The sequence below is a fragment of the Streptomyces sp. NPDC058741 genome (assembly GCF_042746715.1).
Lineage (GTDB): Bacteria > Actinomycetota > Actinomycetes > Streptomycetales > Streptomycetaceae > Streptomyces.
Window position 1 is genome coordinate 25849 of sequence record NZ_JBHYQH010000008.1, and the last position, 24902, is coordinate 50750.

Below are 24902 nucleotides of genomic sequence, written 5' to 3' on the forward strand. Positions count from 1 at the left end.
CCCGGCCGGGGCTCTCACGCGAGGGGCGTCACCGCACCGGGTGGCCCGCCTCGCGCAGGGTCTGCTTGACCTCGCCGATGCGCAGGTCCCCGAAGTGGAAGACCGACGCGGCCAGGACCGCGTCCGCGCCCGCCTCGACGGCCGGGGGGAAGTCCGCCAGCTTGCCGGCGCCGCCGGAGGCGATGACCGGGACCGTGACGTGCTTGCGGACGGCCCGGATCATCTCCAGGTCGTAGCCGTCCTTGGTGCCGTCCGCGTCCATCGAGTTGAGCAGGATCTCGCCCGCGCCCAGTTCGGCCGCCCGGTGGGCCCATTCGACGGCGTCGATGCCGGTGCCGCGGCGGCCGCCGTGCGTGGTCACCTCGAACGAGCCCGAGTCGGTGCGGCGGGCGTCGACCGACAGGACCAGGACCTGGCGGCCGAAGCGCTCGGCGATCTCGCGGATCAGCTCGGGGCGGGCGATCGCGGCGGTGTTGACGCCGACCTTGTCCGCTCCGGCCCGCAGCAGCTTGTCGACGTCCTCGGCGGCGCGGACGCCGCCGCCGACCGTGAGCGGGATGAACACCTGCTCGGCCGTGCGGCGCACCACGTCGTAGGTGGTCTCGCGGTCGCCCGACGAGGCGGTGATGTCCAGGAACGTCAACTCGTCGGCGCCCTCGGCGTCGTACACCTTGGCCATCTCGACGGGGTCGCCCGCGTCGCGCAGGTTCTGGAAGTTGACGCCCTTGACGACCCGGCCGTTGTCCACGTCCAGGCAGGGGATGACTCGGACCGCCAGGGTCATGAATCCACGGCTCCTCTGAATGCTTCCATCTCCACGGACACCAGTACGCGCGGGTCGATGAAACCGTCCACGACCAGGAAGGTCGCGGCCGGGCGCACGGTGTCGAACAGCTCCTTGTGGGCGCGGCCCACCTCTTCGAGGTCACGCGCGTGCGCCAGGTGCACCCGCGTGCGGACCACCGACCCGACGCCGAGCCCGAACTCGGCGATCGCCTCGAACGCGCTGCTGAAGGCCACCTTCGCCTGCTCGTACGGGTCACCCTCCCCGTACAGCACGCTGCCCTTGAAGGACGTGGTGCCCGCCACCAGCACGGTGTCGCCCGCCGCCACGGCACGCGCGAAACCGAAGGACTCTTCCCAGGGACTTCCGCTCTGCACTCGCCGCACGGCTTCGGACGTCATGACGACACAGCCTCCAAGGCTTCTTCCAGGGTGAACGCCTTCGCGTAGAGCGCCTTCCCTACGATCGCGCCCTCGACACCGAGCGGGACGAGGCCGGCGAGGGCGCGCAGGTCGTCCAGCGAGGAGACGCCGCCGGATGCCACGACCGGGCGGTCGGTGGCCGCGCAGACGTTCTTCAGCAGCTCCAGGTTGGGGCCCTGGAGCGTGCCGTCCTTGGCGATGTCGGTGACGACGTAGCGGGCGCAGCCCTCCTTGTCGAGCCGCTCCAGCGTCTCGTAGAGGTCGCCGCCGTCGCGGGTCCAGCCGCGGCCGCGCAGGGTGGTGCCGCGGACGTCCAGGCCCACCGCGATCCTGTCGCCGTGCTCGGCGATGACCTTGGCGACCCACTCCGGGGTCTCCAGGGCGGCGGTGCCCAGGTTGACGCGCCGGCAGCCGGTGGCGAGGGCGGCGGCGAGGGTGTCGTCGTCGCGGATGCCGCCGGACAACTCGACCTTGATGTCCATCGCCCTGGCGACCTCGGCGATCAGCTCGCGGTTGTCCCCGGTGCCGAACGCGGCGTCCAGGTCGACCAGGTGCAGCCACTCGGCGCCGGAGCGCTGCCAGGCCAGGGCCGCCTCCAGCGGGGAGCCGTAGGACGTCTCGGTGCCGGACTCGCCGTGCACCAGGCGAACGGCCTGGCCGTCGCGGACGTCGACGGCGGGGAGGAGTTCGAGCTTGCTCACAGTGTTCCGATCCAGTTGGTGAGGAGCTGGGCTCCGGCGTCGCCGGACTTCTCGGGGTGGAACTGCGTGGCCCACAGGGCGCCGTTCTCGACGGCGGCGACGAACGGCTTGCCGTGGGTGGACCAGGTGACCTTGGGGGCCTCCATCGCGGGGTTGTGCGTCTCCAGCGACCAGTCGTGGACGGCGTAGGAGTGCACGAAGTAGAAGCGCGCGTCCGCGTCGAGGCCGGCGAACAGGCGTGAACCGGGCGCCGCCTCCACGGTGTTCCAGCCCATGTGGGGGACGACCTCGGCCTGGAGCGGCTCGACCGAGCCGGGCCACTCGTCGAGGCCCTCGGTCTCCACGCCGTGCTCGATGCCGCGCGCGAAGAGGATCTGCATGCCGACGCAGATGCCCATGACCGGGCGCCCGCCGGAGAGCCGGCGGTCCACGATCCAGTCGCCGCGCGCCTCACGCAGGCCCGCCATGCACGAGGCGAAGGCGCCGACGCCGGGCACGAGCAGCCCGTCGGCGTTCATGGCCCTGTCGTAGTCACGGGTGATCTCGACGTCCGCACCGGCGCGGGCGAGGGCGCGCTCGGCGGAACGGACGTTGCCGAAGCCGTAGTCGAAGACGACCACGCTCTTGCGGGGGGCGCTCAATTCCACACCTCCAGCCTCAGGACACCGGCCGTCAGGCACATCGCGGCGCCGATCGACAGCAGCACGATCAGTCCCTTGGGCATCTGCTGCTTCACGAAGGAGTAGATGCCGCCGACGAGGAACAGGCCGACGACGATCAGCAGGGTCGAGATGCCGTTCACAGCGCGCCCTTCGTGGACGGGAGGATGCCGGCCGCGCGCGGGTCGCGCTCGGAGGCGTAGCGCAGGGCCCGGGCCAGTGCCTTGAACTGGCACTCCACGATGTGGTGCGCGTTGCGCCCGTAGGGCACGTGCACGTGCAGCGCGATCTGCGCCTGGGCCACGAAGGACTCCAGGATGTGCCGCGTCATGGTGGTGTCGTACTCGCCGATCATCGGCGCCATCTTCTCGGGCTCGGTGTGCACGAGGTAGGGGCGGCCCGACAGGTCGACGGTGACCTGGGCGAGCGACTCGTCCAGCGGGACCGTGCAGTTGCCGAAGCGGTAGATGCCGACCTTGTCGCCGAGGGCCTGCTTGAAGGCGGCGCCGAGGGCGAGGGCGGTGTCCTCGATGGTGTGGTGGGAGTCGATGTGCAGATCGCCCTCGGTCTTCACGGTCAGGTCGAACAGACCGTGCCGGCCGAGCTGGTCGAGCATGTGGTCGTAGAAGCCGACGCCGGTGGAGATCTCCGTCTTGCCCGTGCCGTCGAGGTCTATCTCGACGAGGACCGTGGTCTCCTTGGTCGTCCGCTCCACGCGTCCGGTGCGGCTCATGAACTCTGCTCCTTCTTCAGTGCACGTACCGCGTCGAGGAACGCGTCGTTCTCTTCGGGGGTGCCGGCGGACACCCGCAGCCACCCGGGGATGCCGTTGTCCCGGACCAGGACGCCCCGGTCGAGGATCTTCCGCCAGGCCGTGTGCGCGTCCTCGAACCGGCCGAACTGCACGAAGTTGGCGTCGGACTCGACGACCTCGAGGCCGGTCGCGCGCAGCTCGGTGACCAGGCGGTCCCGCTCGGCCTTGAGCTGCTCGACGTAGCCGAGCAGGGTGTCGGTGTGCTCCAGCGCGGCCAGGGCGGTCGCCTGGGTGACGGCCGACAGGTGGTACGGCAGCCGGACCAGCTGGACGGCGTCGACGACGGCCGGGTCCGCGGCGAGGTAGCCCAGGCGCAGGCCCGCCGCGCCGAACGCCTTCGACATCGTGCGGGAGACGACGAGGTGGGGGCGCCCCTCGAGCAGCGGCAGCAGCGAGTCGCCGTGGCTGAACTCGATGTAGGCCTCGTCGACGATCACCATCGACGGCTTGGCCGCCTGCGCGGCCTCGTACAGCGCGAGGACCGTCTCCCGCGGGACCGTGTTGCCGGTGGGGTTGTTGGGGGTGGTGATGAAGACGACGTCCGGCCGGTGCCCGGCTACGGCCTTCTCGGCCGCCGCGAGGTCGATGGTGAAGTCGTCGCCCCGGGGGCCGGAGATCCAGCCCGTGCCCGTGCCGCGGGCGATGAGGCCGTGCATCGAGTACGACGGCTCGAAGCCGATCGCGGTGCGGCCCGGCCCGCCGAAGGTCTGCAGCAGCTGCTGGATGACCTCGTTGGAGCCGTTGGCGGCCCAGACGCCGGCGGGTCCGACCTCGTACCCGGTCGTGGTCGTCAGGTACTCGGCGAGCCTGGTGCGCAGCTCGACGGCGTCCCGGTCGGGGTAGCGGTTGAGGGTGCGGGCCGCCTCGCGGACCCGCTCGGCGATGCGCTCCACCAGGGGCTCGGGCAGCGGGTAGGGGTTCTCGTTGGTGTTCAGCCGTACGGGAACGTCCAGCTGCGGTGCGCCGTACGGGGACTTGCCGCGCAGCTCGTCCCGTACGGGGAGATCGTCGATGCCTGTCACTTGCCCTGGGGAACCTTCCAGTCGAACCGTGCCTTGATCGCCGCGCCGTGCGCGGGCAGGTCCTCCGCCTCGGCCAGCGTGACCACGTGGTGCGCGACCTCGGCCAGCGCGTCCTTGGTGTAGTCGACGATGTGGATGCCGCGCAGGAAGGACTGGACGGACAGGCCGGAGGAGTGGCAGGCGCAGCCGCCGGTGGGCAGGACGTGGTTGGAGCCGGCCGCGTAGTCGCCGAGGGAGACCGGGGCCCAGGGGCCGATGAAGATCGCGCCCGCGTTCCTGACGCGGTCGGCCACGGCGACGGCGTCGGCCGTCTGGATCTCCAGGTGCTCGGCGCCGTAGGCGTCGACCACCCTGAGGCCCTCCTCGACGCCGTCGACCAGGACGATCGCGGACTGCTTGCCGGACAGGGCCGGGACGATCCGGTCGTCGACGTGCTTGCTCGCCGCGACCTGCGGCTGCAGCTCCTTCTCCACGGCCTGCGCGAGGTCCTCGGAGTCGGTGACCAGGACGGCGGCGGCCAGCGGGTCGTGCTCGGCCTGGCTGATCAGGTCGGAGGCGACGTGCACCGGGTCGGCCGTGCCGTCGGCCAGGATCGCGATCTCGGTCGGGCCTGCCTCGGAGTCGATGCCGATCCTGCCGGTGAAGTAGCGCTTGGCGGCGGCGACCCAGATGTTGCCGGGGCCGGTGACCATGTCGGCGGGCGGGCAGGACTCGGTGCCGTGGGCGAACATCGCGACGGCCGAGGCGCCGCCGGCGGCGTACACCTCGTCGACGCCGAGCAGCGCGCAGGCGGCCAGGATCGTGGGGTGCGGCAGTCCGGCGAAGTCGGCCTGGGCGGGCGAGGCCAGTGCGATGGACTCGACGCCGGCCTCCTGCGCGGGCACCACGTTCATGATCACGGAGGACGGGTAGACGGACCGGCCGCCGGGCGCGTACAGCCCGACGCGCTCGACCGGAACCCACTTCTCGGTCACGGTGCCGCCGGGCACGACCTGGGTGGTGTGGGTGGCGCGGCGCTGCTCACGGTGGACGATCCGGGCGCGCCGGATGGACTCCTCCAGCGCGGCGCGCACGGCCGGGTCGAGCTCCCGCAGCGCGCGGGTGAGCGCGGCGGCCGGCACCCGCACCTGGTCCAGCCGGACCCCGTCGAACCGCTCCGCGGCGTCGATCAGCGCCGCGTCGCCCCGATGATGCACGTCCTCGCAGAGGGGACGCACCTTCTCCAGGGCGGCCGATACGTCGAAGTCGGCTCGGGGCAGCAGGTCACGCAGGGTGCGGCCCTCGGGAAGGGCGTCGCCGCGCAGATCGATTCGGGAGATCACGTGCTCAATTCTCTCAGACCCGCGTGACGCGCCGTCCGCACGTATCAATGGCTGATACAGAGTGTCGCGTAGCCCGGCAGATCGCCGTCACTTCCTGCTTTCATCCCGTCACGCAGCGGGCATGAACGGTTGTACGAAGGAACCAACCGGCGAGTACCCGGGGAGGAAGGAAGAGCTGTGACCGAGGGGGCCGGCCTGCGTGCCGGGGAAGTGCCCGACGACCTGACCGCGGCCGAGGCCGGTATGTGGCAGGCCTTCCGCAACGGCACCGTGTACGACCTGAGCAGCGGCGATCCCCTGGTGGACGATCCGCACGGCGGCCACCCCTGGGGCGAGGAGCGCACCGTCCGGGCCCGGATCGTGTGCTGGCTCCTCCTGGACGGCCCGCCCGCCCTGGCCGGCCGGGTGTCGTCGCTGAAGCTGGCCGGGGTGCTGGTCAGCGGCTCCCTGGACCTCGCGGGCGGCACGGTGACGCCGTACGTCGAGATGCGTCAGTGCCGTTTCGAGCAGGACGTGCTGCTGCCGGAGGCCCGCTTCACGACCGTACGGCTGGTGGACTGCTCGGTTCCGCGGCTGGAGGCGGCCCGGCTGCAGACCGAGGGTGATCTGCACCTGCCGCGCTGCCGGTTCCACCGCGGCATCCGGCTGACGGACGCGCAGATAGGCACGGACCTGATGCTCAACCAGGCCGTCGTGCACGGCGACCGCAGCGGCCGGTCGCTGGCGGCGGACGGCCTGACCGTCGGTCAGGACCTCCAGGCGGAGCTGCTGGAGTCGCGCGGCGAGCTCAGCCTGCGGGCCGCGACCATCGGCGTGTCGCTGAGCCTGCGCGGGGCGCGGCTGGCCCATCCCTTCGCCCGGCTCGCGCTGAACGCCCCGCAGCTGACAGTCGAGCGCAGCCTGTACCTGACGCCGGCGGGGGTCGGCGCCCAGGCGGTGAGCGGCATGACCCCGGCCGAGGGGACGCGGATCCGGCGGTTCGAGTGCGAGGGCGGGATCCGCCTGGACGACGGCCGGTTCGGCGACGCCGTCGACCTCGAGCTGGCCCGGTTCACCCTGACGGACGAGCAGGAGCTGTCGCTGCGCCGGATGCAGACCCCGGAGCTGCGCTTCCTCGGGGAGCGGCCGGCCCGCGGACGGGTGGTGCTGTCGGGGGCGAAGGTCGTGAACCTGATGGACCGGGCGGACGCCTGGCCCGGTCCGGGGCGGCTGCACATGGGAGGTTTCACCTACGAGAACCTGGTGCCCCGCGGGCCGTTCCCGCTGGACGAACGGCTGGACTGGGTGGCGGCGGCGACCGCCGAGTACAACCCGGAGCCGTACGAACGGCTGGCGGCCGTGCTGCGGGCCGGCGGGGAGGACGAGGCGGCCCGCGAGGTGCTGCTCGCCAAGCAGCGCCGGCACCGCGAGAGCCTGCCGCTCGCCGCCAAGCTGTGGGGCTACGCGCAGGACTGGACGGTCGCCTACGGGTACCGGCCGGGCCGGGCCACGGTGTGGATGGCGGTGCTGTGGGCGGCGGGCACGCTCGCCTTCGCGCAGGCCGGCCATCCGCCGATGAAGCAGGGCGAGCACCCCGAGTGGAACCCGGCGCTCTTCACCCTCGACCTGCTGCTGCCGGTCATCGACCTGGGGCAGGTGGGCTTCTGGCAGTTGCGCGGGGGCTGGCAGTGGCTGGCCTCGGCGCTGATCCTGCTGGGCTGGGTCCTGGCCACGACGGTGGCGGCGGGGGCCACCCGGCTGCTGCGGCGCAACTGATGGTGCCCACGTGACCGCAGTTGCCGGACTTTCCTGTCTTTGCTCTCTCTTGGACGACCGGCGTACAACTTTCCGCGAGTTCCCGGAACGATCTGGCGCCGCTGTGACCAGCGGACTTTCAATGGTCGGCACCATGGCCATGCAGCTGCCGTTCCTCCGCGCGAGCCGGACGACGAGGACCGCCCCCCACCCCGCCCCCAGGGACCCCGGCACCGACGACGAGGTGCTGCTCGACGCGCCCGACGCGCGGCTGAGCCCGGCGCTGGTCGCCGCTGCCAGGGGCGATCACGGCCCGTCCGCTGCGCTGCTCCTCGCCACACGCGCGGCCGCCGAGTGGGAACGCCGCGACCGGTACGTGACCCGGCTGGCCGCCTTCGCCCGCTCGCGGCCCGAGTGGCTGGACGCCTGGCTCGCCACCGCCCCGCGGGATCCGGACGCGCTGCTGGTGGGCGCCCAGCTGGCAGTGGACCGCGCCTGGCGGTCACCGGCCCGGGCCGAGCTGCTGCGCGAAGTGAGCCCGCTGATCACGGCGGCGGCCCGGGGCGACCAGCGCGACCCGGTGCCCTGGCGGCTCGCGCTCGACCATGCCCGGGGCGCGCGGGCCGGGCACACGTACGTCGAGGAACTGTGGGCGGCGGCGGTGCGCCGGGCCCCGCACCACCACGGCTGCCACGTGGCGGCCCTGCGCTACCTGGCCGCGTCCTGGCACGGCTCCCACCACGAGTGCTTCGACTTCGCCGACCGGGCGGCGCAGGACGCGCCCGCCGGCGCACTCGTCCAGGCCCTGCCCCTGCGGGCGGCCTTCGGCTACCTCACCGACGGCTGCGGTCCCGAGGTGCCGCGCGTCCGGCTGGAAGCGGCCGTCGACCGGGCGATCGCCCTCTCCCCCCGTCTCCCGGCGGCCGACCCCTGGCCCGCCCGGATGCGCAACCTGCTGCTCTTCGTGCTGGTGCGCCTGGAGCGCTGGGAGGACGCCCGGGAGCAGCTGCGGCTGAACGGCCCGTACGCCACCTCGTTCCCCTGGGACCAGGTGTCGGACGACCCGCTCGGGCACTTCCTGGACGTACGCGATCGGGTCCGGGCCGCGGCGGCCGGGGACCCCTCCCGGCATCCACCAGGTGAACGGGGCGGACGGGACCGCACCGGCGACCATTAGGCTTTTGCGTCGTGACCACCGTCCGGCTCCCCCTCTTCCCCCTGAACTCGGTGCTGTTCCCGGGGCTCGTGCTCCCGCTCAACGTCTTCGAGGAGCGGTACCGCGCCATGATGCGCGAGCTGCTGAAGACGCCCGAGGACGCATCGCGCCGGTTCGCCGTCGTGGCGATCCGCGACGGCCACGAGGTGGCCCCCAGCCTGCCCGGCCTGCCCGACCCGACAGCCGTGCCCGAGAAAGGGCCCGCGGCCGGCTTCGGCACGGACCCGGCCAAGGCGTTCCACAAGATCGGCTGCATCGCGGACGCGGCGACCGTCCGGGAGCGCACCGACGGCTCCTTCGAGGTGCTGGCGACGGGCACCACCCGGGTGAGGCTGCTGTCGGTGGAGTCATCCGGTCCGTTCCTGACGGCCGAACTGGAGCCGCTGGCGGAGGAACCGGGCGACGAGGCGGCCCCTCTCGCGGACGGGGTGCTGCGGTCCTTCCGCCAGTACCAGAAGCGCCTGGCGGGGGCCCGGGAACGCTCCCTGACGTCCGGCGCGGACCTGCCGGACGAGCCGGGCGTGGTGTCGTACCTCGTCGCGGCGGCGATGATGCTGGACACCCCGACCAAGCAGCGCCTGCTCCAGGCCCCCGACACCGCCTCCCGCCTGCGGGACGAGCTGAAACTCCTTCGCTCCGAGACGGCGATCATCCGTAGTCTGCCGTCGTTGCCGTCGTCGGACCTGACGCGCGGCCCGACGAGCCTCAACTGAGCGGATCCATGGCGAAGAAGTCCAAGAAGCAGCAGGGTGGCACGCCCGCGACGGTGGCCCTGACGGCGGCCGGAGCGGCGTACACGGTCCACGCCTACGACCACGACCCCTCGCACCCCTCCTACGGCGAGGAGGCCGCCGAGGCGATGGGCGTCTCGCCGGACCGCGTCTTCAAGACCCTGGTCGCGGACGTCGACGGCGCGCTGACCGTCGCGGTGGTCCCGGTGGCGGGCCAGCTGGACCTGAAGGCCCTGGCCGCGGCGGTGGGCGGCAAGCGGGCCACGATGGCCGACCCGGCCCTCGCGGAGCGCACGACCGGATACGTCCGGGGCGGCATCTCCCCGCTGGGCCAGCGCAGGAAGCTGCCGACGGTCCTCGACGCCTCGGCGTCGGGGCACGCGACGATCTGCGTGTCGGCGGGGCGCAGGGGCCTGGAGGTGGAGCTGGCTCCGGACGTCCTGCGGGAGCTGACGGACGCGGTCCTGGCCCCGATCGGCCGCCCCGGGTAGCCGCCCGGCCTCGCGGAGCCCTCGAACCGGGGGCTACCGCGCCGCGGACGGCCCCTGGTACGGCCCGCCCGGGAACTCCGGCTCGGGGTCGCGGGGCCCGAACAGCGCGGTGAGCCCCAGGTGCAGCACGAGCGCGGCGAGCGGCCAGGCCAGCAGCGCCCCCTTCGCCCCCAGCTTCAGCGGAGCGGAGAACGTCACGCCCCGGCCGACCTCACGCGCCTGTGCGATCACGTCCTCGGCGGGTCCGAGCCACACCCCGACCCGCCAGGCGAGCAGCGCCCCGAGCAGTCCCCCGACGGCCAGCCCGGCCACCAGCGGCACCCCGCCGCGCCGCCGCAGCAGGAAGACGACCAGCGCGCTCACCGCGCCGAAGCCCAGGCCGAGCAGGGTGAACGTTCCGTCCACGCCCACGGCCTGCTCGCCCTCGGTGTCCTTGAGGTAGACGACCCACTTCCCGTTCGTCACGTCGCCGACCAGCGGCACGTGCGGCGCGAGCCACCACCACAGCACGCCGAGCAGCACCCCCGCGAGCGCCACGGCCAGGGCGAGCAGGCCCGCCTCGCGCACTTCCGTCCTCATCCCGGGCCCGTCCTGTCCGTACCAGCCGTTCCCGTCCCGGTCGGCGTACCCGGCGTGCGGGGACCCGGGCGCCGCGGACCCCGCGGCCGGATGCTGCCACGAGCCCTGTGCGGAACGTCCGTGCGGTGGCGGGGGCGGAGTCAATGGAGCGGTCACCCTGCCATCGTGCCAGGCGCGCCTGTGCGCCGCGTCACCGGACGACCCCTCCCCGCTCACCGGACGGCCGCCCTGCGGTACGCCCAGGTCGCCGCGGCCAGCGAGACGAGGCCCACGCCCCCGCACACCGCGAGGTCACCGAGCACGAAGGCCCAGTCGGGGTGCGGCCCGAACGTGCGCGCGAAGGCCTCCACGCCGTAGGTCGACGGCAGCAGGTCCCGCGCGAAGCGCACGGCCTCGGGCATCCGGTCCGCGGGCAGCACGCCCAGCAGCAGCGCCGCCGACATGCCCAGCTGCCCGAGCAGCGTGGCGAGCTCCGGCCGCGGCGCGAGCAGCCCGAGCGCCGCTCCCAGCCCGGCGAGCGCGGCGCCCGCGAGCGGGATCACGGCCAGCAGGATCCACAGATGGGCCAGCGGCAGCCCGAACAGCACGCACCCGAAGACCGCCGTCACGATCGTCCCCGGCACGGTGAAGGACGCGTACGCGCCCGCCGCGCCCAGCACCACCGCGGCGGGCGGCACCGGAAGGGTCGCGTAGTGGTCGAGTCCGCCGCTGGCCCGCAGCTGCCCGAAGTACTGGGCGAGCAGGTTCAGCGCGACGAAGGCGACCACCAGGACGGACGATCCCGCGACGACCGCCTGTGCCTCGGCCCCGTCGTCCACGACCCCGCGCATCAGGACCATGATCCCGATCGACTGGAAGGTCGCCACGAACAGCAGCGGGATGCGGGCGACCCGGGCCCGGGACAGCTGCGCCCGGTACACGGCCGCCAGCGACGGCCACAACCGCGCCCGGGGGCCGAGCTCGGCCGCGCCCGGGGCGGTCCCCTCCGCGGCCAGGGCACCGCCCGGCAGGACATCGGCGGGTACGACACTCACGTCGCGCTGCTCCCCCTTGGCTCGGTTCTCTGCGGCGGTCGCCCCGTTCGATACGGACGCGGCGGCCGGCGTACTCAGGGCACCGGTGTCCCTCACGCCTTCACCAGCCCTTGCCGCACGACGCCGCCCAGCGCGAGGTAGACGTCCTCCAGGCTCGGCGTGGCCAGCGTGAAGTCGTCAAGGGCGGCGAAGGCGGCCCCTCCGGTCACGGTGGCCACCACCGCCCGGGCCTCCTCGGGCCCGAGCCGGAGCGTCCAGCGGCGGCCCGACTCCACGGCCCGGTCCCGCAGCACGGCCACCTCCGGCACGTGCAGGGGCGCCGCGTCACGCCACATCAGCTCCACCCGCACCTCGCCCGCGACCCGCTCCTTCAGCCCGCCGGGCGTGTCGCAGGCGATCACCCGGCCCCGGTCGAGGACGGCCACCCGGTCCAGCACGGTCTCCGCCTCGATGACGTTGTGGGTGACGAGCAGCACGGTCGTCGCGCGCTCGGCCCGCCGCCGGTCGACGGCGGACCACACCGCCCGCCGGGCCACGGGGTCCATGCCGGTGGTCGGCTCGTCGAGCACGAGCAGCGGCCGCTCCCCCACGAGCGCCGCGGCGAAGCACGCCAGGCGCCGCTGGCCCCCGGAGAGCTTCTTCAGCGGCCGTCCGGCGAGCGGCGTGAGCCCGAGCTCCTCGAGGACCTCGTCCCGCTCGGCCCGCGCCCGCCGTACGTCCAGGCCGCGCAGCCGCCCGGTGGTCTCGGCGGCGAGCGACACGGTCAGTTCGTCGAGGGCGGTCGACTCCTGCCCCAGGTAGGCCAGGATGCGCGCGGCCCGCTCGGGGTGGCGCACGATGTCGTGCCCGAGGATCTCCACGCTGCCGCGGTCGGGCCGCATCAGCCCGGTGAGCTGCCGTACGAGGGTGGACTTGCCGGCGCCGTTCGGCCCGAGCAGGCCGAAGATCTCGCCGCGGCGGATGTCCAGCGTCACCTCGTCCGTGGCCCGGGTCTCGGGTGCCGCGGGGGTGCCGCGCCGGCCCCGTACCGCCGGATAGGTCTTGGTCAGCCCGCGCACCGCGCACACGACGTCACCGTCGTGCCGACATGCCTGTGCCGCGTGCTCACTCACAAGGAACGAGCCTACGGGGTCGACCGCCCCGGTCCGCTCCCGGGGCGGTGCACGACGGGAATCCGCCGGCGGCGTCCTCAGTCGCCGACGGGCGCGTGCTCCACGCCCGTACGGACGCCGATCTCCTTCCAGAAGCCGGCCCGGATGGCGTAACGGTCCCGCTCGTCGATCTGGTCGTCCTTGTGGGCGAGCAGGCCGAAGCGGGCGGCGTAGCGCAGCAGCTCGCCGTCGACGCGGTGCGGGATGCGCGGGTACATCCCGGAGAGTTTCTGCAGGTGGGTCTGGTCGCCGAGGCGTTCGACCCAGCGCCGTGCGAAGACCTGCCCCACCTCGAAGGGGTCGCCGCCGACCGTGGTGATGTCCTCCTCGCGGTCGGCCCAGCGCTGCTCGGCGGTGGTCAGCTGGGCGAGCGTCGGCATCGAGGCGGCCTCGGGGGGCTCGGCCGCGGGCCGGTCGACCCAGCCCTTGTCGGAGGACCAGCGCAGGGTGGCGGAGGCGGGGGGCTGGGCGGGCTGGGGGCCGGGGGCGCGCAGGGCGGCCAGGTCTTTGGGCGTGGGGACCCCTTTGGGCGCGGGCACCCGGTCCGCGGTGCCGTTCTGCCCGGGGGCGGGCACCGGGTGCGGGGGCTGCGGGGCGGGCCGTTCGGCGGGGGCGGAGTCGGGCAGCGGCGCGGAGAGGATCGCGGCGATCTCGGGCCGGGGCGCGGACTGCGGGGCGCACACACCGGTGAACTCCTTGGCGCGGACGGCCTTGGTGATCCACGCGCGGTCCAGGACGCGTCGCTCGTCGGCCTCGGCGACCAGGTCCTCGGACTGGTTGTAGTCGCCGTCGGCGGCCTGGACGGCCCACAGGTGGACGGCGACGCCGTGCTCCTTGGCGGCCATCATGCCGGGCAGCAGATCGCCGTCGCCGGTGACGAGGACGACGTCGGAGCAGGCGCGGTTGCGGGCCAGTTCCGTGAGCTCGGCGTGCATGGCGGCGTCCACGCCCTTCTGCGCCCAGCGGCCGTCGCTGCGGGTCAGGGCGCCGAGCCGGACGGTGACCCGGGGCATCACGCGCAGTCGGCGGTGCTCGGGCTGCGGGACGCGGTCGGGCGCGCCGTCGAACCAGTAGATGCGCAGCAGGGGCTGCTGCGTGTCGGACTCGGCTCGCTCGCGCAACCCCTGGATGAGGGCTGTGTGGTCGACGGTGATGCGGGACCGCGAAGGCTCCCCGGCGAGGAGACTCGCCGCGGCTCCCAGCAGATACCCGGCGTCCACCAGGACGATGCAGCGGTCCACGCGACTCACCCTCTTCCCGGGAGGTTTGTTTCGGGCTTGCTTCGAGTCTGCCCGACGGCGCGGAGGTTAACGGCCGGAACTCGATCTTCGGCGTGGCGTTTCGCCGCGCCCCGCTCCGACTCCCCCGTCACGCAGGGTAATTGCCCGACATGCGATCGTTGTCGGGCTGTGTGAATCTGGTCCCGGCCCTGGCCCCTAGATCCCCCACAGGAGGCATCACCATGGCCAAGAACAAGAACCGTGACCGTAAGCAGCAGCGTCCCACCGAGCGCGGCCAGCGGGCGGACCGCCACCCCGCGGCGGAGACGGAGCCCCAGGCCGAGGTCGAGATGACCCCCGGTGACGTGGCGACCCGCAAGCGGAAGCGCAGCTTCGGCCACAACTGACGTCTGTGCCGCGGGTCGTCGAGGCCCACGCACACGCGGTGAGGGGCGTACCCAGGTACCGGGTACGCCCCTCACGCGCGTCGAGAGACCTGTGCGGCCCCGTCTCACCCCGCCAGGCAGGACGGGCCGAGCAGCACCTTCAGGTCCCCGAAGAGCGCCGGGTCGGGCTTGACCCGGTGCCGGTCCAGGCGCAGCACGGTCGTCTTGGTCGGCCCCTGGAGCCTGATCCGGACCTCGCTGTCGCCCTTGTGGTGGCTGAGCACCTCGCCGAGGCGGCTGACCAGGGGCGGGGTGACCCGGGTGGCCGGGATGGTGAGGACCACGGGCGCGTTGGCGCCCGCGTTGGACAGGTCGGGGACCATCAGCTCCATCGCGACGAGCCGCGGCACGTCCTCGCGCTTGTCGAGGCGGCCCTTGACGAACACCACGGCGTCCTCGACGAGTTGGGTCGAGACGAGCTGGTACGTCGCGGGGAAGAACATGCACTCGATCGAGCCCGCGAGGTCCTCGACGGTGGCGATGGCCCAGGCGTTGCCCTGCTTGGTCATCTTGCGCTGCAGGCCCGAGATGATGCCGCCGATGGTGACGACCGCGCCGTCGGCGTGCTCGCCCCCGGTCAGCTGGGAGATTCCGGCGTCGGCCTTGTCGGACAGGATGTGCTCCAGGCCGAACAGCGGGTGGTCGGAGACGTACAGACCGAGCATCTCCCGCTCCTGGGCGAGCAGATAGGTCTTGTCCCACTCGTCGGTGGGGAACTCCACGTCGAGCCCGAAGCCCGGCTCGCTGGTCTCGGCCTCGCCCATGCCGCCGAAGAGGTCGAACTGCCCCTCGGCCTCCTTGCGCTTGACCGCGACCACGTTGTCGATCATCGGCTCGTACTGGGCGGTGAGGCCCTTGCGGGTGTGGCCCATGGAGTCGAAGGCGCCGGCCTTGATCAGCGACTCGGTGGTGCGCTTGTTGCAGACCACCGCCTCCACCTTGTCGAGGTAGTCCGGGAAGGACGTGTACTTCCCCTTGGCCTTGCGGCACCGGATGATCGACTCGACCACGTTGGTGCCGACGTTGCGCACGGCGGAGAGGCCGAAGAGGATCACGTCGTCGCCCTGGGCCGCGAAGTTGGACATCGACTCGTTGACGTTCGGCGGGAGCACCTTGATGCCCATGCGGCGGCACTCGTTGAGGTAGACGGCCGACTTGTCCTTGTCGTCCTTCACGGACGTCAGCAGCGCGGCCATGTACTCGGCGGGGTGGTTGGCCTTGAGGTAGGCCGTCCAGTACGAGACGAGGCCGTAGGCGGCGGAGTGCGCCTTGTTGAAGGCGTAGCCGGCGAAGGGGACCAGCACGTCCCACAGCCCCTGGATCGCCTCGTCGCTGTAGCCGTTCTTGCGGGCGCCGGCCTGGAAGATGGTGAAGTTCTTCGCCAGCTCCTCGGGCTTCTTCTTGCCCATCACACGGCGCAGGATGTCGGCCTCGCCGAGCGAGTAGCCGGCGATGATCTGGGCGGCCTTCTGCACCTGCTCCTGGTAGACGATCAGGCCGTAGGTGACGTCCAGGACCTCCTTGAGCGGCGCCTCCAGCTCGGGGTGGATGGGCGTGATCTCCTGCTGGCCGTTCTTGCGCAGCGCGTAGTTCGTGTGGGAGTTCATGCCCATCGGGCCCGGGCGGTACAGGGCCGAGACGGCGGAGATGTCCTCGAAGTTGTCCGGCTTCATCAGCCGGAGCAGGGAGCGCATGGGGCCGCCGTCGAACTGGAAGACGCCGAGCGTGTCGCCGCGCTGGAGCAGTTCGAAGGTCGTGGGGTCGTCGAGCGGGAGGCTGAGGAGATCGATGTCGATCCCCTTGTTGGACTTCACCATCTTGACGGCGTCGTCCATGATCGTGAGGTTGCGCAGGCCCAGGAAGTCCATCTTCAGCAGGCCGAGCGACTCACAGCTCGGGTAGTCCCACTGCGTGATGGTCACGCCGTCGGTGTGCCGGACCCAGACCGGGACGTGGTCGGTGATGGTCTCGCTGGACATGATCACGCCGGCGGCGTGCACGCCCATCTGCCGGACCAGGCCCTCGACGCCCTTGGCGGTGTCGATGACCTTCTTCACGTCCGGCTCGTTCTCGTACATCGCCCGGATCTCGCCCGCCTCCGAGTAGCGGGGGTGCTCGGGGTTGGTGATGCCGTCGAGGTTGATGCCCTTGCCGAGGACGTCGGCGGGCATGGCCTTGGTGAGGCGGTCGCCCATCGCGTACGGGTAGCCCAGCACGCGCGCGGAGTCCTTGATCGCGTTCTTGGCCTTGATGGTGCCGTACGTGCCGATCATGGCGACCTTGTCGGCGCCGTACTTCTCCGTCACGTAGCGGATCACCTCGACGCGCCGGCGCTCGTCGAAGTCGATGTCGACGTCGGGCATGGAGATGCGCTCGGGGTTGAGGAACCGCTCGAAGATCAGGCCGTGCGGGATGGGGTCGAGGTCGGTGATGCCGAGGGCGTAGGCGACGATCGAGCCGGCCGCGGAGCCTCGGCCGGGGCCGACCGCGATGCCCTGCTTCTTGGCCCACATGATGAAGTCGGCGACCACGAGGAAGTAGCCCGGGAAGCCCATCGAGATGATGGTGTCCATCTCGTACTCGACCTGCTTCATGCGGTCGTCCGGAATGCCGTCCGGAAAGCGGCGGTGCATGCCCCGCATGGTCTCCTCGCGGAACCAGCTGACCTCCGTGTACCCCTCCGGGATGTCGAACTTCGGCATGAGGTCGCGCTTCTGGAACATGTCCGTGGTGTCGACCATCTCGGCGATCAGCCGCGTGTTGGCGCAGCCCTCCTGCCAGGCGTCCGAGGAGTCGATGGCGTACATCTCGTCCGTGGACTTCAGGTAGTAGCCGGTGCCGTCGAACCTGAAGCGGTCGGGGTCCGAGAGGTTCTTGCCGGTCTGGATGCACAGCAGCGCGTCGTGGGCCCCCGCCTCGTGGGCGTACGTGTAGTGCGAGTCGTTCGTGACCAGCGGGGGGATGCCGAGCTTCCTGCCGATCTCCAGCAGGCCTTTGCGGACCCGGTGCTCGATCTCGATGCCGTGGTCCATCAGCTCCAGGAAGTAGCGGTCCTTGCCGAAGATGTCCTGGTAGTCGGCGGCGGCCTTGAGGGCCTCGTCCTCCTGGCCGAGGCGCAGCCGCGTCTGGACCTCGCCGGAGGGGCAGCCGGTGGAGGCGACGATGCCCTCGGACCACTGGGAGATGGTCTCCTTGTCCATCCGGGGCCACTTCTGCAGCCAGCCCTCCGCGTAGGCGTCGGAGGACAGCCGGAAGAGGTTGTGCAGGCCGGTCTTGTTCACCGCCCACATCGTCTTGTGGGTGTAACCACCGGAACCGGAGACGTCGTCCCGCTTCTGGTGCGGCTGGCCCCACTGGATCTTGCGCTTGTTGCGGCGCGACTCGGGCGCGACATACGCCTCGATCCCGATGATCGGGGTGACCCCGGCCTTCTGCGCGGATTGGAAGAAGTCGTACGCGCCGTGGAGGTTGCCGTGGTCGGACATGGCGATGTGCGTCATGCCCATCTCGTTGCAGGCGTTGAACATGTCCTTCAGCCGCGCGGCACCGTCCAGCAGCGAGTACTGGGTGTGGACGTGCAGGTGCGTGAACGGCGGCTTCGACATGCGGCGGCCTCCAGGGGCGTATCTGCGGCGCGAAGCGCCTCGTTCAGGGGTGGTCGTCGGGTGACGGGTGCGCGCAGGGCGAGCGGGGTCCGACAGGCTGAGGGCAGTCTGGGGGGACAGCGTCGAAGTCTATGCCTCGGCACCGACACTCCGGGGGCTGACCCACGTACCTTCGGGGGAGGGTCGCGGGCACTCGCGTGAACCCTCGCACGTTGGTCCGGTGGCGGACCCGCCGCCCCGAAAAGCACGTACCAGGAGGCACCCAGCGATGTCGTTCCCGCAGCTCGACGACGAGCACCGCGGCGAGGAGATCCTCGCCGTCTTCGACACCGCCTTCGGCGAACTGCTGGCCGCCGACCCGGCCGCGTTCCGCGTGAAGTTCCGGAAGATGGCGGCCTCGGCCTTCGCCTTCTACCGGGGCACCGCGTGCCTCTTCTACCACGACATGGAGCGCGGGGGCGTGCTCAGCGGCCCGTACCTGGACGAGCGCACCTCGCGCGTGTGGATCCACGGCGACCTGCACGCGGAGAACTTCGGCACGTACATGGACGCCAACGGCCGCCTGATCTTCAACGTCAACGACTTCGACGAGGCCTACGTCGGCCCCTTCACCTGGGACCTGCAGCGCTTCGCCGCGTCCATCGCGCTGATCGGGTACGCCAAGGCGCTCGGCGACGAGCAGATCAGCGAGCTGGTGCGGACCTACGCGCTCGCCTACCGCGAGCGGATCCACGCCCTGGCGACGGGGGCCAAGAGCGACGAGGTGCCGCCGTTCACCCTGGACACGGCGCAGGGCCCGCTGCTGGACGCGCTGCGGGACGCCCGCTCGCTGACCCGGTTCGGGCTGCTGGACTCGATGACGGAGATCCGCGACTTCGAGCGTCGCTTCGCGCCGGGCGGCGGCTCGGTCGAGCTGGACGCTGCCACCCGCTACAAGGTCCTCGCGGCCTTCGACGGCTATCTGGAGACCCTGCCGGAGGCGTCTCTGTCCCGCCCGGACTCCTACCGCGTCAAGGACGTCGTCGGCCGGCGCGGGATCGGCATCGGCTCGGCCGGCCTGCCGTCGTACAACATCCTGCTGGAGGGCCACACCGACGCGCTCGAGAACGACGTGGTGATCTACATCAAGCAGGCCCAGACCCCGGCCGTCTCCCGGCACGTCACCGACCAGGCGATCCGCGACTACTTCCAGCACGAGGGCCACCGCACGGTGATCTCGCAGCGGGCCCTGCAGCAGCACGCCGACCCGTGGCTGGGCTGGACCGAGCTGGACGGCTCGGGCCAGCTGGTGGCGGAGGTCTCGCCGTACGCGGTGGACCTCGACTGGGGCGACATCGACGACGCGGAGGAGATCGCCCAGGTGGTGGCCGACCTCGGCCGGGCGACGGCCACGATGCACTCGGCCGCCGACGACCAGTCCGGCGAGTCGCTGGTGCCGTTCTCCACGGAGCGGGCCATCGACGCGGCGATCGCCGCCGACGAGGAGGGCTTCGCACCGCTGCTGATCGACTTCGCACACGCCTACGGCGCACGGGCGCGTGCGGATCACCAGACCTTCGTGGACCTGTTCCGCAACGGCAGGATTCCGGGTCTGTGACGGAAGCGGCTCGCACAGGCATCCTTTAGGGCTCCCTTACGGGACCGCATGACAGACTCTTCTCTCGCTATGGACATGTCCGGGATCCCCCTCAGGGCCGTGCGCGCGGCGCTGTTCACGGCCGTGGTCGTGACGCTCAGCACCGCGTCGCACGTGCTGCTGTCCGGGGCCCCGCTCCCGGTGGGCACGGTGGCCGCGGTCGCCGCCGCCGTGTTCGCCCTCGCGTACGCAATGGCGGGCCGCGAGCGGTCCTTCGGGCGGATCGCGGCCCTGCTGATCCCGCTGGAGCTGGCCGCCGACACGGTGTTCACCACCGGGCAGCACACCTGCTACGGCCCTGCGGGCGGCCCGGTCACCGGGCCCCTGCGCGCGGTCGGCCTGGACGTGCTCTGCGGCGGCGGCGAGGTCGGCACGCCCCTGGCCCGGATGGCCGGGGCCACCGGCACCGAGCGGCTCGCGGCCGCGGTCGCACACGCCGACCCGGCCACGGCCTGGCTGCTGCTCGGCGCGCACCTCGGCGTCGGCCTGGCCGCCGCCGTCTGGCTCCGCCGCGGCGAGCGGGCCCTGGCCCAGCTGCTGCGCGCCGTGACGGCGACCACCTTCCGGCCGCTGCTGCTGGCCGTGGCGGCGGTGACGGTGGAGCGGTGCCCGGCCGCGCGCCGGCTGCCGGCGCGCGCCGCGGACCGTACGCCCACCGCGCGCGACCTGGTCCTCGCGTACTCCCTGGGACGGCGTGGCCCGCCGTGCTCACCCGCCCTCGTCTGAGGTCCACGCCGCCCCGCGCGGCACCTGCGAGCACGAGCAGTCCCCCGTACGCATCCCGCACACCACGTGTGCGCGTCCCCCACGGAGAACACCACCATGAGCAAGCGGAACAGCCAGGCGGCGAAGACGGCGGCCCGCGAGCGGCTGCGCGCCGAGCGCGAGCGCGAGGCCAAGCGCGCGAAGGCCAGGCGGCAGATCGTCGTCGCCTGCTCCGTCGTCGGCGTGCTGGCGATAGCCGGCGGCATCGGCTACGCGGTCGTCCAGGCCAACGAGCCCGACGGCTGGGAGGCCGCGGCCAAGAGCAAGCTCGTCAAGCCGGCCAACACGTCGGGCAAGGACGGCACCACCGTCGTCATCGGCAAGGACACCGCCGAGAAGACCCTCGTCATGTACGAGGACCCGCGCTGCCCGGCCTGCGCCCAGTTCGAGCAGACCGTCGGCTCGACGGTCGACAAGGGCGTCGAGGACGGCACGTACAAGATCCAGTTCGTCGGTGCGACGTTCATCGACAAGAACGTCCCCGGTGTGGGCTCGAAGAACGCCCTCAGCGCGCTGGGCGCGGCCTTGAACGTCAGCCCCGAGGCGTTCCTCGACTACAAGGCGGCGCTCTACTCGACGAAGTACCACCCCACGGAGACCGAGGACAAGTTCAAGGACGACGACTACCTGATCGAGGTGGCGGACTCGGTCGACGGCCTGAAGGGCAACAAGCAGTTCCAGAAAGCCGTGAAGGACGGCACCTACGACAAGTGGGCGCTGCTCATGAGCGAGAAGTTCGACAGCGACGGCAAGAAGTACGACTTCCAGGGCACGCCGACGCTGCTCATGGACGGCAAGAAGGTCACCGGCAGCGACGGCAAGAGCGCCCCGATGACCGTCGACGAGTTCAACACGGCCATCACCGCCGCGCTCAAGGGGTAGCCGTGCCGCCGCGGTGACCGCGGCCGACCGTCACAGAGCGGGCGGACTTTCCCCGTTCACCCGCTCCCGTTCATACCGATCAGTAACCTGATCGGTCGTGACCAGTCGACACAGATCATCGAACACGACCGAGGGCCTCGACTCCCGCACGCCCCGGCGCCGTACGGTCGTCAGGGCCGCGGCGGCGACCGCTGTCCTGGCCGGACCGCTGGCCGCGACCGTGCCCGCGCGCGCCGCCGCCCAGGCGCCCGCCTTCCTGCACGGCGTGGCCTCCGGCGATCCGCTCCCGGACGGCGTCCTGCTGTGGACCCGTGTGACGCCCGTCCCGGAGGCCGTGCCGGGCTCCGGGCTCGGCCCGGACATCGAGGTGAGCTGGGTCGTCGCCCGGGACAAGGCGTTCACGTCCGTCGTCGCCCAGGGGTCCACCACCGCCGGCGCCGCCTCCGACCACACCGTGAAGGCCGACATCCGCGGCCTGGAACCGGCCACCGACTACTGGTTCCGCTTCTCCGCCGGCGGCACCGCGTCCCCCGCCGCCCGCACCCGCACCGCCCCGGCGCCCGGCGCTGCCGTGCCCAGCCTCCGCTTCGGCGTGGTCTCCTGCGCCAACTGGGAGGCCGGGTACTTCTCCCCGTACCGCCATCTCGCCTCCCGGGGCGACCTGGACGCCTGGCTGCACCTGGGCGACTACGTCTACGAGTACGGCACCGGCGAGTACGGCACCCGCGGCACGGTCGTCCGCCCGCACACCCCGGCGCACGAGATCGTCACGCTCGCCGACTACCGCATGCGGCACGCCCGGTACAAGACCGACCCGGACCTGCAGGCCCTGCACGCCGCGACCCCGGTGGTGGCCGTCTGGGACGACCACGAGTTCGCCAACGACTCCTGGTCGGGCGGCGCCGAGAACCACACGGAGGGCACCGAGGGCGCCTGGTCCGCCCGTCAGGCCGCCGCCAAGCAGGCCTACTTCGAGTGGATGCCGGTCCGGCCGGCGCTCGCGGGCACCACCTACCGCCGGCTGCGCTTCGGCAAGCTGGCCGACCTCTCGTTGCTGGACCTGCGCTCCTTCCGCTCCCAGCAGGTCGAGGTGGGTGACGGGGAGGTCGACGACGCGGACCGCACGCTCACCGGCCGCGCCCAGCTCGACTGGCTCAAGGCGGGCCTGGCGGCGTCCGACACCACCTGGCGGCTGGTCGGCAACTCCGTGATGATCTCGCCGTTCGCCATAGGCTCGCTCTCCGCCGACCTGCTGAAGCCCCTCGCCAAGCTGCTCGGCCTGCCGCAGGAGGGTCTCGCCCTGAACACCGACCAGTGGGACGGCTACACGGACGACCGCCGCGAGATCCTGGCGCACCTGCGCACCAACGCGATCCGCAACACGGTCTTCCTCACGGGCGACATCCACATGGCGTGGGCGAACGACGTGCCGGTGGACGCGGGAACGTATCCGCTGTCGCCGTCCGCCGCCACGGAGTTCGTCGTCACCTCCGTCACCTCCGACAACCTCGACGACCTCGTCAAGGTCCCCGAGGGCACGGTCTCCACGGTCGCCGCGCCGGTCATCCGCGCCGCCAACCGGCACGTGCACTGGGTCGACACCGACCGCCACGGCTTCGGCGTGCTGGACATCACGGCCGAGCGCGCGCAGATGGACTACTACGTCGTCTCCGACCGCGCCCGCCGCGACGCGACCGCCACATGGGCCCGCTCGTACCGCACCCGCAGCGGCACGCAGAAGGTGGAACGGTCCTACCACCCGGTGTAGACCGCGGCCGACCGGGTCGTGCCGACCGGCCGGCTAGAGGCTGTCGAGGAAGCCGAGCGCCACCCGCCAGGTGGCCTCGGCGGCCTCCTCGTCGTAGTCGGGCAGCTCCGGGTCGGTGTAGAGGTGGCCCGCTCCGGCGTACCGGTACACCTCGACGTCGGCGCCGGTGCGGCGCATCTGGAGGTACCAGGCGCTGAGCCAGTCGTCCGTCTCGAAGGGGTCCGGCTCCGCCACGTGCAGCTGGACGGGCAGGTCCTCGGCCGTGACACCCGGCGCGATGTCGGAGGTGCCGTGCAGGAGCAGCAGGCCGCGTGCCTTGTCGTCGCCGAGGGCGAGGGTCTGGGCGACGGAGGCGCCGAGCGAGAACCCGGCGTACACGAGCCCGCGGTCCGAGTAGGGGGCGGCGGCCAGCACCGCCCGCTTCAGCAGCTCCTCCTTGCCGGTCTTCTCCTTGTGCTCCATGCCCTCCTCGACGGTTTCGAACGTACGTCCCTCGTAGAGGTCGGGCGTCCACACCTCGTGACCGGCCGAGCGCAGCCGGTCGGCGGCCCGGTGCACGGCGGGCCTCAGCCCGAAGGCCGAGTGAAAGAGCATGATGTTCATGAGGCCATGGTGCCAGCCGGGTGTGACCTCCCGACTTCGCGGCACTACCCAGGACGCAACGGAAGTCACATGTTCATGCCCGCCGCGAGCCGGTTAGGTTCGGGGGCATGGAGAACCTGCTACGACCGCTGATCGTGGTCGGTGGCTCGGTCGTGCTCACGCTGGTGATCGGCTGGGCCACCGACTTCCTGCTGCGCAAGGCCGACGAACGGCACCACGAGACCCCGCTGTGGGGTCGGCTCCGACGTGCCCGTATCCCCTACCAGCTCGTCCTCTTGGCGGCGCTGCTCAGAGGCTCCTACGACGAGGCACAGCTGCTGGAGGAACGCCGTGAGGGCATCGGCCAGGCGCTGACGCTGCTGCTGATCGGATCGGCCGCCTGGCTGGTCATCCGGATCGCGGCCGCGATCGTCGAGAGCTCGTACAGCCGCTACGCCAACGCCCACGCCCAGCGCGACCCGGCGCGGGTGCGCCGGGTGCGCACCCAGGTGACGCTCATCATGCGGGTCGTCTCCGCGATCGTCTGCGTGGTCGCCGTGGCCTCGATGCTGCTGACGTTCCCCGCGTTCAAGGCGGCGGGCGCCTCGCTGCTGGCCTCGGCCGGCATCCTCGGCATCGTCGCCGGTGTCGCCGCGCAGTCCACTCTGGGCAACATGTTCGCCGGGCTGCAGATCGCCTTCGGCGACATGGTGCGCATCGGGGACACGGTGGTCGTGGACGGCGAGTGGGGCACGGTGGAGGAGATCACACTGACCTTCCTGACCGTGCGCACCTGGGACGAGCGGCGGATCACCATGCCCGTGTCCTACTTCACGTCCAAGGCGTTCGAGAACTGGTCGCGCGGCACCCCGCAGATGACGGGCACCGTCTTCTGGCACGTGGACCACTCGGCGCCCGTGGAGGCGATGCGCGAGAAGCTCCGCGACATCCTGCGCGAGTGCCCGGCCTGGGACGGCCGCGCCTACAACCTGACGGTGACGGACACCACCCCGAGCACCATGGAGGTGCGGGCCCTGGTGACGGCGAAGGACGCGGACGACATCTGGACCGTGCGGGTCGAGGTCCGCGAGCGGATGATCCGCTGGCTGGCCGACGAGCACCCGTACGCCCTGCCGCGGGTCAACACGGCGGACGCGGTCCTGCCGCCGTCCCCGGGCGGCCGCCGCCCGTCCCTCGACGGCGACCGTCCGTCCTGGACCGGGGAGCGCCCGCACGCGGACAGCGTCGCGGCCCAGCACCGCCGCTACCACGGCCACAGTTCCGCCCGGCCGGACCGCTGAAGAAAGGACGGCTGCCCGCGACGCGGGCAGCCGTCCC

General features: G+C 72.0%; 24 protein-coding genes. 10 read left to right on the forward strand and 14 right to left on the reverse strand.

Annotation, left to right across the window (positions count from 1 at the left end; genetic code table 11):
• Positions 1 to 28: 28 nt before the first annotated feature.
• From hisF to hisD, 8 genes are read right to left on the reverse strand one after another with little or no spacing between them, the layout of a single operon-like run.
• Positions 29 to 784 (reverse strand): imidazole glycerol phosphate synthase subunit HisF, encoded by a 756-nt coding sequence (gene hisF, locus ACFW6P_RS08940; protein WP_386353656.1) that lies wholly within the window; start codon positions 782 to 784, stop codon positions 29 to 31.
• Positions 781 to 1185, reverse strand: coding sequence for a RidA family protein (locus tag ACFW6P_RS08945; protein ID WP_386353654.1), 405 nt, complete (start codon positions 1183 to 1185; stop codon positions 781 to 783). The genes hisF and ACFW6P_RS08945 overlap by 4 nt, the downstream gene beginning before the upstream one ends.
• Complete coding sequence (gene priA / locus ACFW6P_RS08950; protein WP_386353652.1) at positions 1182 to 1907, reverse strand: bifunctional 1-(5-phosphoribosyl)-5-((5-phosphoribosylamino)methylideneamino)imidazole-4-carboxamide isomerase/phosphoribosylanthranilate isomerase PriA; 726 nt, start codon at positions 1905 to 1907, stop codon at positions 1182 to 1184. Before priA ends, ACFW6P_RS08945 begins: the two co-directional genes overlap by 4 nt.
• Positions 1904 to 2548, reverse strand: a complete 645-nt coding sequence (gene hisH, locus ACFW6P_RS08955; RefSeq protein ID WP_386353650.1) for an imidazole glycerol phosphate synthase subunit HisH — start codon at positions 2546 to 2548, stop codon at positions 1904 to 1906. The genes priA and hisH overlap by 4 nt, the downstream gene beginning before the upstream one ends.
• Positions 2545 to 2709 (reverse strand): hypothetical protein, encoded by a 165-nt coding sequence (locus ACFW6P_RS08960; protein WP_386353648.1) that lies wholly within the window; start codon positions 2707 to 2709, stop codon positions 2545 to 2547. The genes hisH and ACFW6P_RS08960 overlap by 4 nt, the downstream gene beginning before the upstream one ends.
• Positions 2706 to 3299: an imidazoleglycerol-phosphate dehydratase HisB gene (gene hisB / locus ACFW6P_RS08965; protein WP_030248649.1), complete on the reverse strand. Its 594-nt coding sequence runs from the start codon at positions 3297 to 3299 to the stop codon at positions 2706 to 2708. Before hisB ends, ACFW6P_RS08960 begins: the two co-directional genes overlap by 4 nt.
• A complete protein-coding gene (locus ACFW6P_RS08970; RefSeq protein WP_386353646.1) occupies positions 3296 to 4402 on the reverse strand; it encodes a histidinol-phosphate transaminase in 1107 nt (368 codons plus the stop codon). The genes hisB and ACFW6P_RS08970 overlap by 4 nt, the downstream gene beginning before the upstream one ends.
• Positions 4399 to 5724, reverse strand: a complete 1326-nt coding sequence (hisD, locus tag ACFW6P_RS08975; RefSeq protein ID WP_386353644.1) for a histidinol dehydrogenase — start codon at positions 5722 to 5724, stop codon at positions 4399 to 4401. The genes ACFW6P_RS08970 and hisD overlap by 4 nt, the downstream gene beginning before the upstream one ends.
• Before the next feature lie 177 nt (positions 5725 to 5901).
• Between hisD and ACFW6P_RS08980 the strand changes: the two genes are divergently transcribed.
• The 4 genes from ACFW6P_RS08980 to ybaK all read left to right on the forward strand — a co-directional run bounded on the left by ACFW6P_RS08980 (position 5902) and on the right by ybaK (position 9896).
• Positions 5902 to 7479 carry an oxidoreductase gene (locus ACFW6P_RS08980; protein WP_386423268.1) on the forward strand — a complete coding sequence of 526 codons (1578 nt, stop codon included), beginning with the start codon at positions 5902 to 5904 and terminating at the stop codon, positions 7477 to 7479.
• A 121-nt stretch (positions 7480 to 7600) separates the two neighbouring features.
• Positions 7601 to 8635 (forward strand): hypothetical protein, encoded by a 1035-nt coding sequence (locus ACFW6P_RS08985; RefSeq protein WP_386353640.1) that lies wholly within the window; start codon positions 7601 to 7603, stop codon positions 8633 to 8635.
• A gap of 11 nt (positions 8636 to 8646) precedes the next feature.
• Complete coding sequence (locus ACFW6P_RS08990) at positions 8647 to 9387, forward strand: LON peptidase substrate-binding domain-containing protein (RefSeq protein WP_386423270.1); 741 nt, start codon at positions 8647 to 8649, stop codon at positions 9385 to 9387.
• A gap of 8 nt (positions 9388 to 9395) precedes the next feature.
• Entirely contained in the window at positions 9396 to 9896 is a 501-nt protein-coding gene (ybaK, locus tag ACFW6P_RS08995; protein ID WP_386353636.1) for a Cys-tRNA(Pro) deacylase, read from the forward strand.
• A 33-nt stretch (positions 9897 to 9929) separates the two neighbouring features.
• Here the strand turns inward: ybaK and ACFW6P_RS09000 are convergent, their stop codons facing one another.
• The 4 genes from ACFW6P_RS09000 to ACFW6P_RS09015 all read right to left on the reverse strand — a co-directional run bounded on the left by ACFW6P_RS09000 (position 9930) and on the right by ACFW6P_RS09015 (position 13901).
• The gene (locus ACFW6P_RS09000) at positions 9930 to 10631 is read right to left on the reverse strand and encodes an AAA family ATPase (protein ID WP_386353634.1); all 702 of its coding nucleotides are present in this window, start codon (positions 10629 to 10631) and stop codon (positions 9930 to 9932) included.
• A gap of 56 nt (positions 10632 to 10687) precedes the next feature.
• Positions 10688 to 11509, reverse strand: a complete 822-nt coding sequence (locus ACFW6P_RS09005) for an ABC transporter permease (protein WP_386353632.1) — start codon at positions 11507 to 11509, stop codon at positions 10688 to 10690.
• Between the two features lie 92 nt (positions 11510 to 11601).
• A complete protein-coding gene (locus tag ACFW6P_RS09010) occupies positions 11602 to 12576 on the reverse strand; it encodes an ABC transporter ATP-binding protein (protein WP_386353741.1) in 975 nt (324 codons plus the stop codon).
• A 122-nt stretch (positions 12577 to 12698) separates the two neighbouring features.
• Positions 12699 to 13901, reverse strand: coding sequence for an NYN domain-containing protein (locus ACFW6P_RS09015; protein ID WP_386353630.1), 1203 nt, complete (start codon positions 13899 to 13901; stop codon positions 12699 to 12701).
• 221 nt (positions 13902 to 14122) lie between these two features.
• On the opposite strand from ACFW6P_RS09015, the gene ACFW6P_RS09020 reads away from it, so the two are divergent.
• Complete coding sequence (locus ACFW6P_RS09020; protein WP_386353628.1) at positions 14123 to 14287, forward strand: hypothetical protein; 165 nt, start codon at positions 14123 to 14125, stop codon at positions 14285 to 14287.
• 104 nt (positions 14288 to 14391) lie between these two features.
• Here ACFW6P_RS09020 and dnaE read toward each other — a convergent pair whose 3' ends face one another.
• The gene (gene dnaE, locus ACFW6P_RS09025) at positions 14392 to 17931 is read right to left on the reverse strand and encodes a DNA polymerase III subunit alpha (RefSeq protein ID WP_386353626.1); all 3540 of its coding nucleotides are present in this window, start codon (positions 17929 to 17931) and stop codon (positions 14392 to 14394) included.
• 268 nt (positions 17932 to 18199) lie between these two features.
• On the opposite strand from dnaE, the gene ACFW6P_RS09030 reads away from it, so the two are divergent.
• The 4 genes from ACFW6P_RS09030 to ACFW6P_RS09045 all read left to right on the forward strand — a co-directional run bounded on the left by ACFW6P_RS09030 (position 18200) and on the right by ACFW6P_RS09045 (position 22982).
• Positions 18200 to 19528, forward strand: coding sequence for a DUF2252 domain-containing protein (locus ACFW6P_RS09030; RefSeq protein ID WP_386353624.1), 1329 nt, complete (start codon positions 18200 to 18202; stop codon positions 19526 to 19528).
• A 69-nt stretch (positions 19529 to 19597) separates the two neighbouring features.
• Positions 19598 to 20293, forward strand: a complete 696-nt coding sequence (locus ACFW6P_RS09035; RefSeq protein WP_386353739.1) for a hypothetical protein — start codon at positions 19598 to 19600, stop codon at positions 20291 to 20293.
• Positions 20294 to 20389: 96 nt separating this feature from the next.
• On the forward strand, positions 20390 to 21214 hold the full coding sequence (locus ACFW6P_RS09040) for a thioredoxin domain-containing protein (protein WP_386353622.1): 825 nt from the start codon (positions 20390 to 20392) through the stop codon (positions 21212 to 21214).
• 97 nt (positions 21215 to 21311) lie between these two features.
• Positions 21312 to 22982 (forward strand): alkaline phosphatase D family protein, encoded by a 1671-nt coding sequence (locus ACFW6P_RS09045; RefSeq protein WP_386353620.1) that lies wholly within the window; start codon positions 21312 to 21314, stop codon positions 22980 to 22982.
• Positions 22983 to 23015: 33 nt separating this feature from the next.
• On the opposite strand, the gene ACFW6P_RS09050 is transcribed toward ACFW6P_RS09045, so the two are convergent.
• On the reverse strand, positions 23016 to 23585 hold the full coding sequence (locus ACFW6P_RS09050; protein ID WP_386353618.1) for a dienelactone hydrolase family protein: 570 nt from the start codon (positions 23583 to 23585) through the stop codon (positions 23016 to 23018).
• Between the two features lie 107 nt (positions 23586 to 23692).
• On the opposite strand from ACFW6P_RS09050, the gene ACFW6P_RS09055 reads away from it, so the two are divergent.
• Positions 23693 to 24865, forward strand: a complete 1173-nt coding sequence (locus ACFW6P_RS09055; protein ID WP_386353616.1) for a mechanosensitive ion channel family protein — start codon at positions 23693 to 23695, stop codon at positions 24863 to 24865.
• Positions 24866 to 24902: the final 37 nt, after the last annotated feature.

Excerpts from the sequence above, each read along its gene's own strand:
- hisF (WP_386353656.1), bottom strand. The coding sequence starts at position 784 with ATGACCCTGGCGGTCCGAGTCATCCCCTGCCTGGACGTGGACAACGGC.
- ACFW6P_RS08945 (WP_386353654.1), bottom strand. The coding sequence starts at position 1,185 with ATGACGTCCGAAGCCGTGCGGCGAGTGCAGAGCGGAAGTCCCTGGGAA.
- hisB (WP_030248649.1), bottom strand. The coding sequence starts at position 3,299 with ATGAGCCGCACCGGACGCGTGGAGCGGACGACCAAGGAGACCACGGTC.
- ACFW6P_RS08985 (WP_386353640.1), top strand. The coding sequence starts at position 7,601 with ATGGTCGGCACCATGGCCATGCAGCTGCCGTTCCTCCGCGCGAGCCGG.
- ybaK (WP_386353636.1), top strand. The coding sequence starts at position 9,396 with ATGGCGAAGAAGTCCAAGAAGCAGCAGGGTGGCACGCCCGCGACGGTG.
- ACFW6P_RS09020 (WP_386353628.1), top strand. The coding sequence starts at position 14,123 with ATGGCCAAGAACAAGAACCGTGACCGTAAGCAGCAGCGTCCCACCGAG.
- dnaE (WP_386353626.1), bottom strand. The coding sequence starts at position 17,931 with ATGTCGAAGCCGCCGTTCACGCACCTGCACGTCCACACCCAGTACTCG.
- ACFW6P_RS09030 (WP_386353624.1), top strand. The coding sequence starts at position 18,200 with ATGTCGTTCCCGCAGCTCGACGACGAGCACCGCGGCGAGGAGATCCTC.
- ACFW6P_RS09035 (WP_386353739.1), top strand. The coding sequence starts at position 19,598 with ATGGACATGTCCGGGATCCCCCTCAGGGCCGTGCGCGCGGCGCTGTTC.
- ACFW6P_RS09040 (WP_386353622.1), top strand. The coding sequence starts at position 20,390 with ATGAGCAAGCGGAACAGCCAGGCGGCGAAGACGGCGGCCCGCGAGCGG.
- ACFW6P_RS09050 (WP_386353618.1), bottom strand. The coding sequence starts at position 23,585 with ATGAACATCATGCTCTTTCACTCGGCCTTCGGGCTGAGGCCCGCCGTG.
- ACFW6P_RS09055 (WP_386353616.1), top strand. The coding sequence starts at position 23,693 with ATGGAGAACCTGCTACGACCGCTGATCGTGGTCGGTGGCTCGGTCGTG.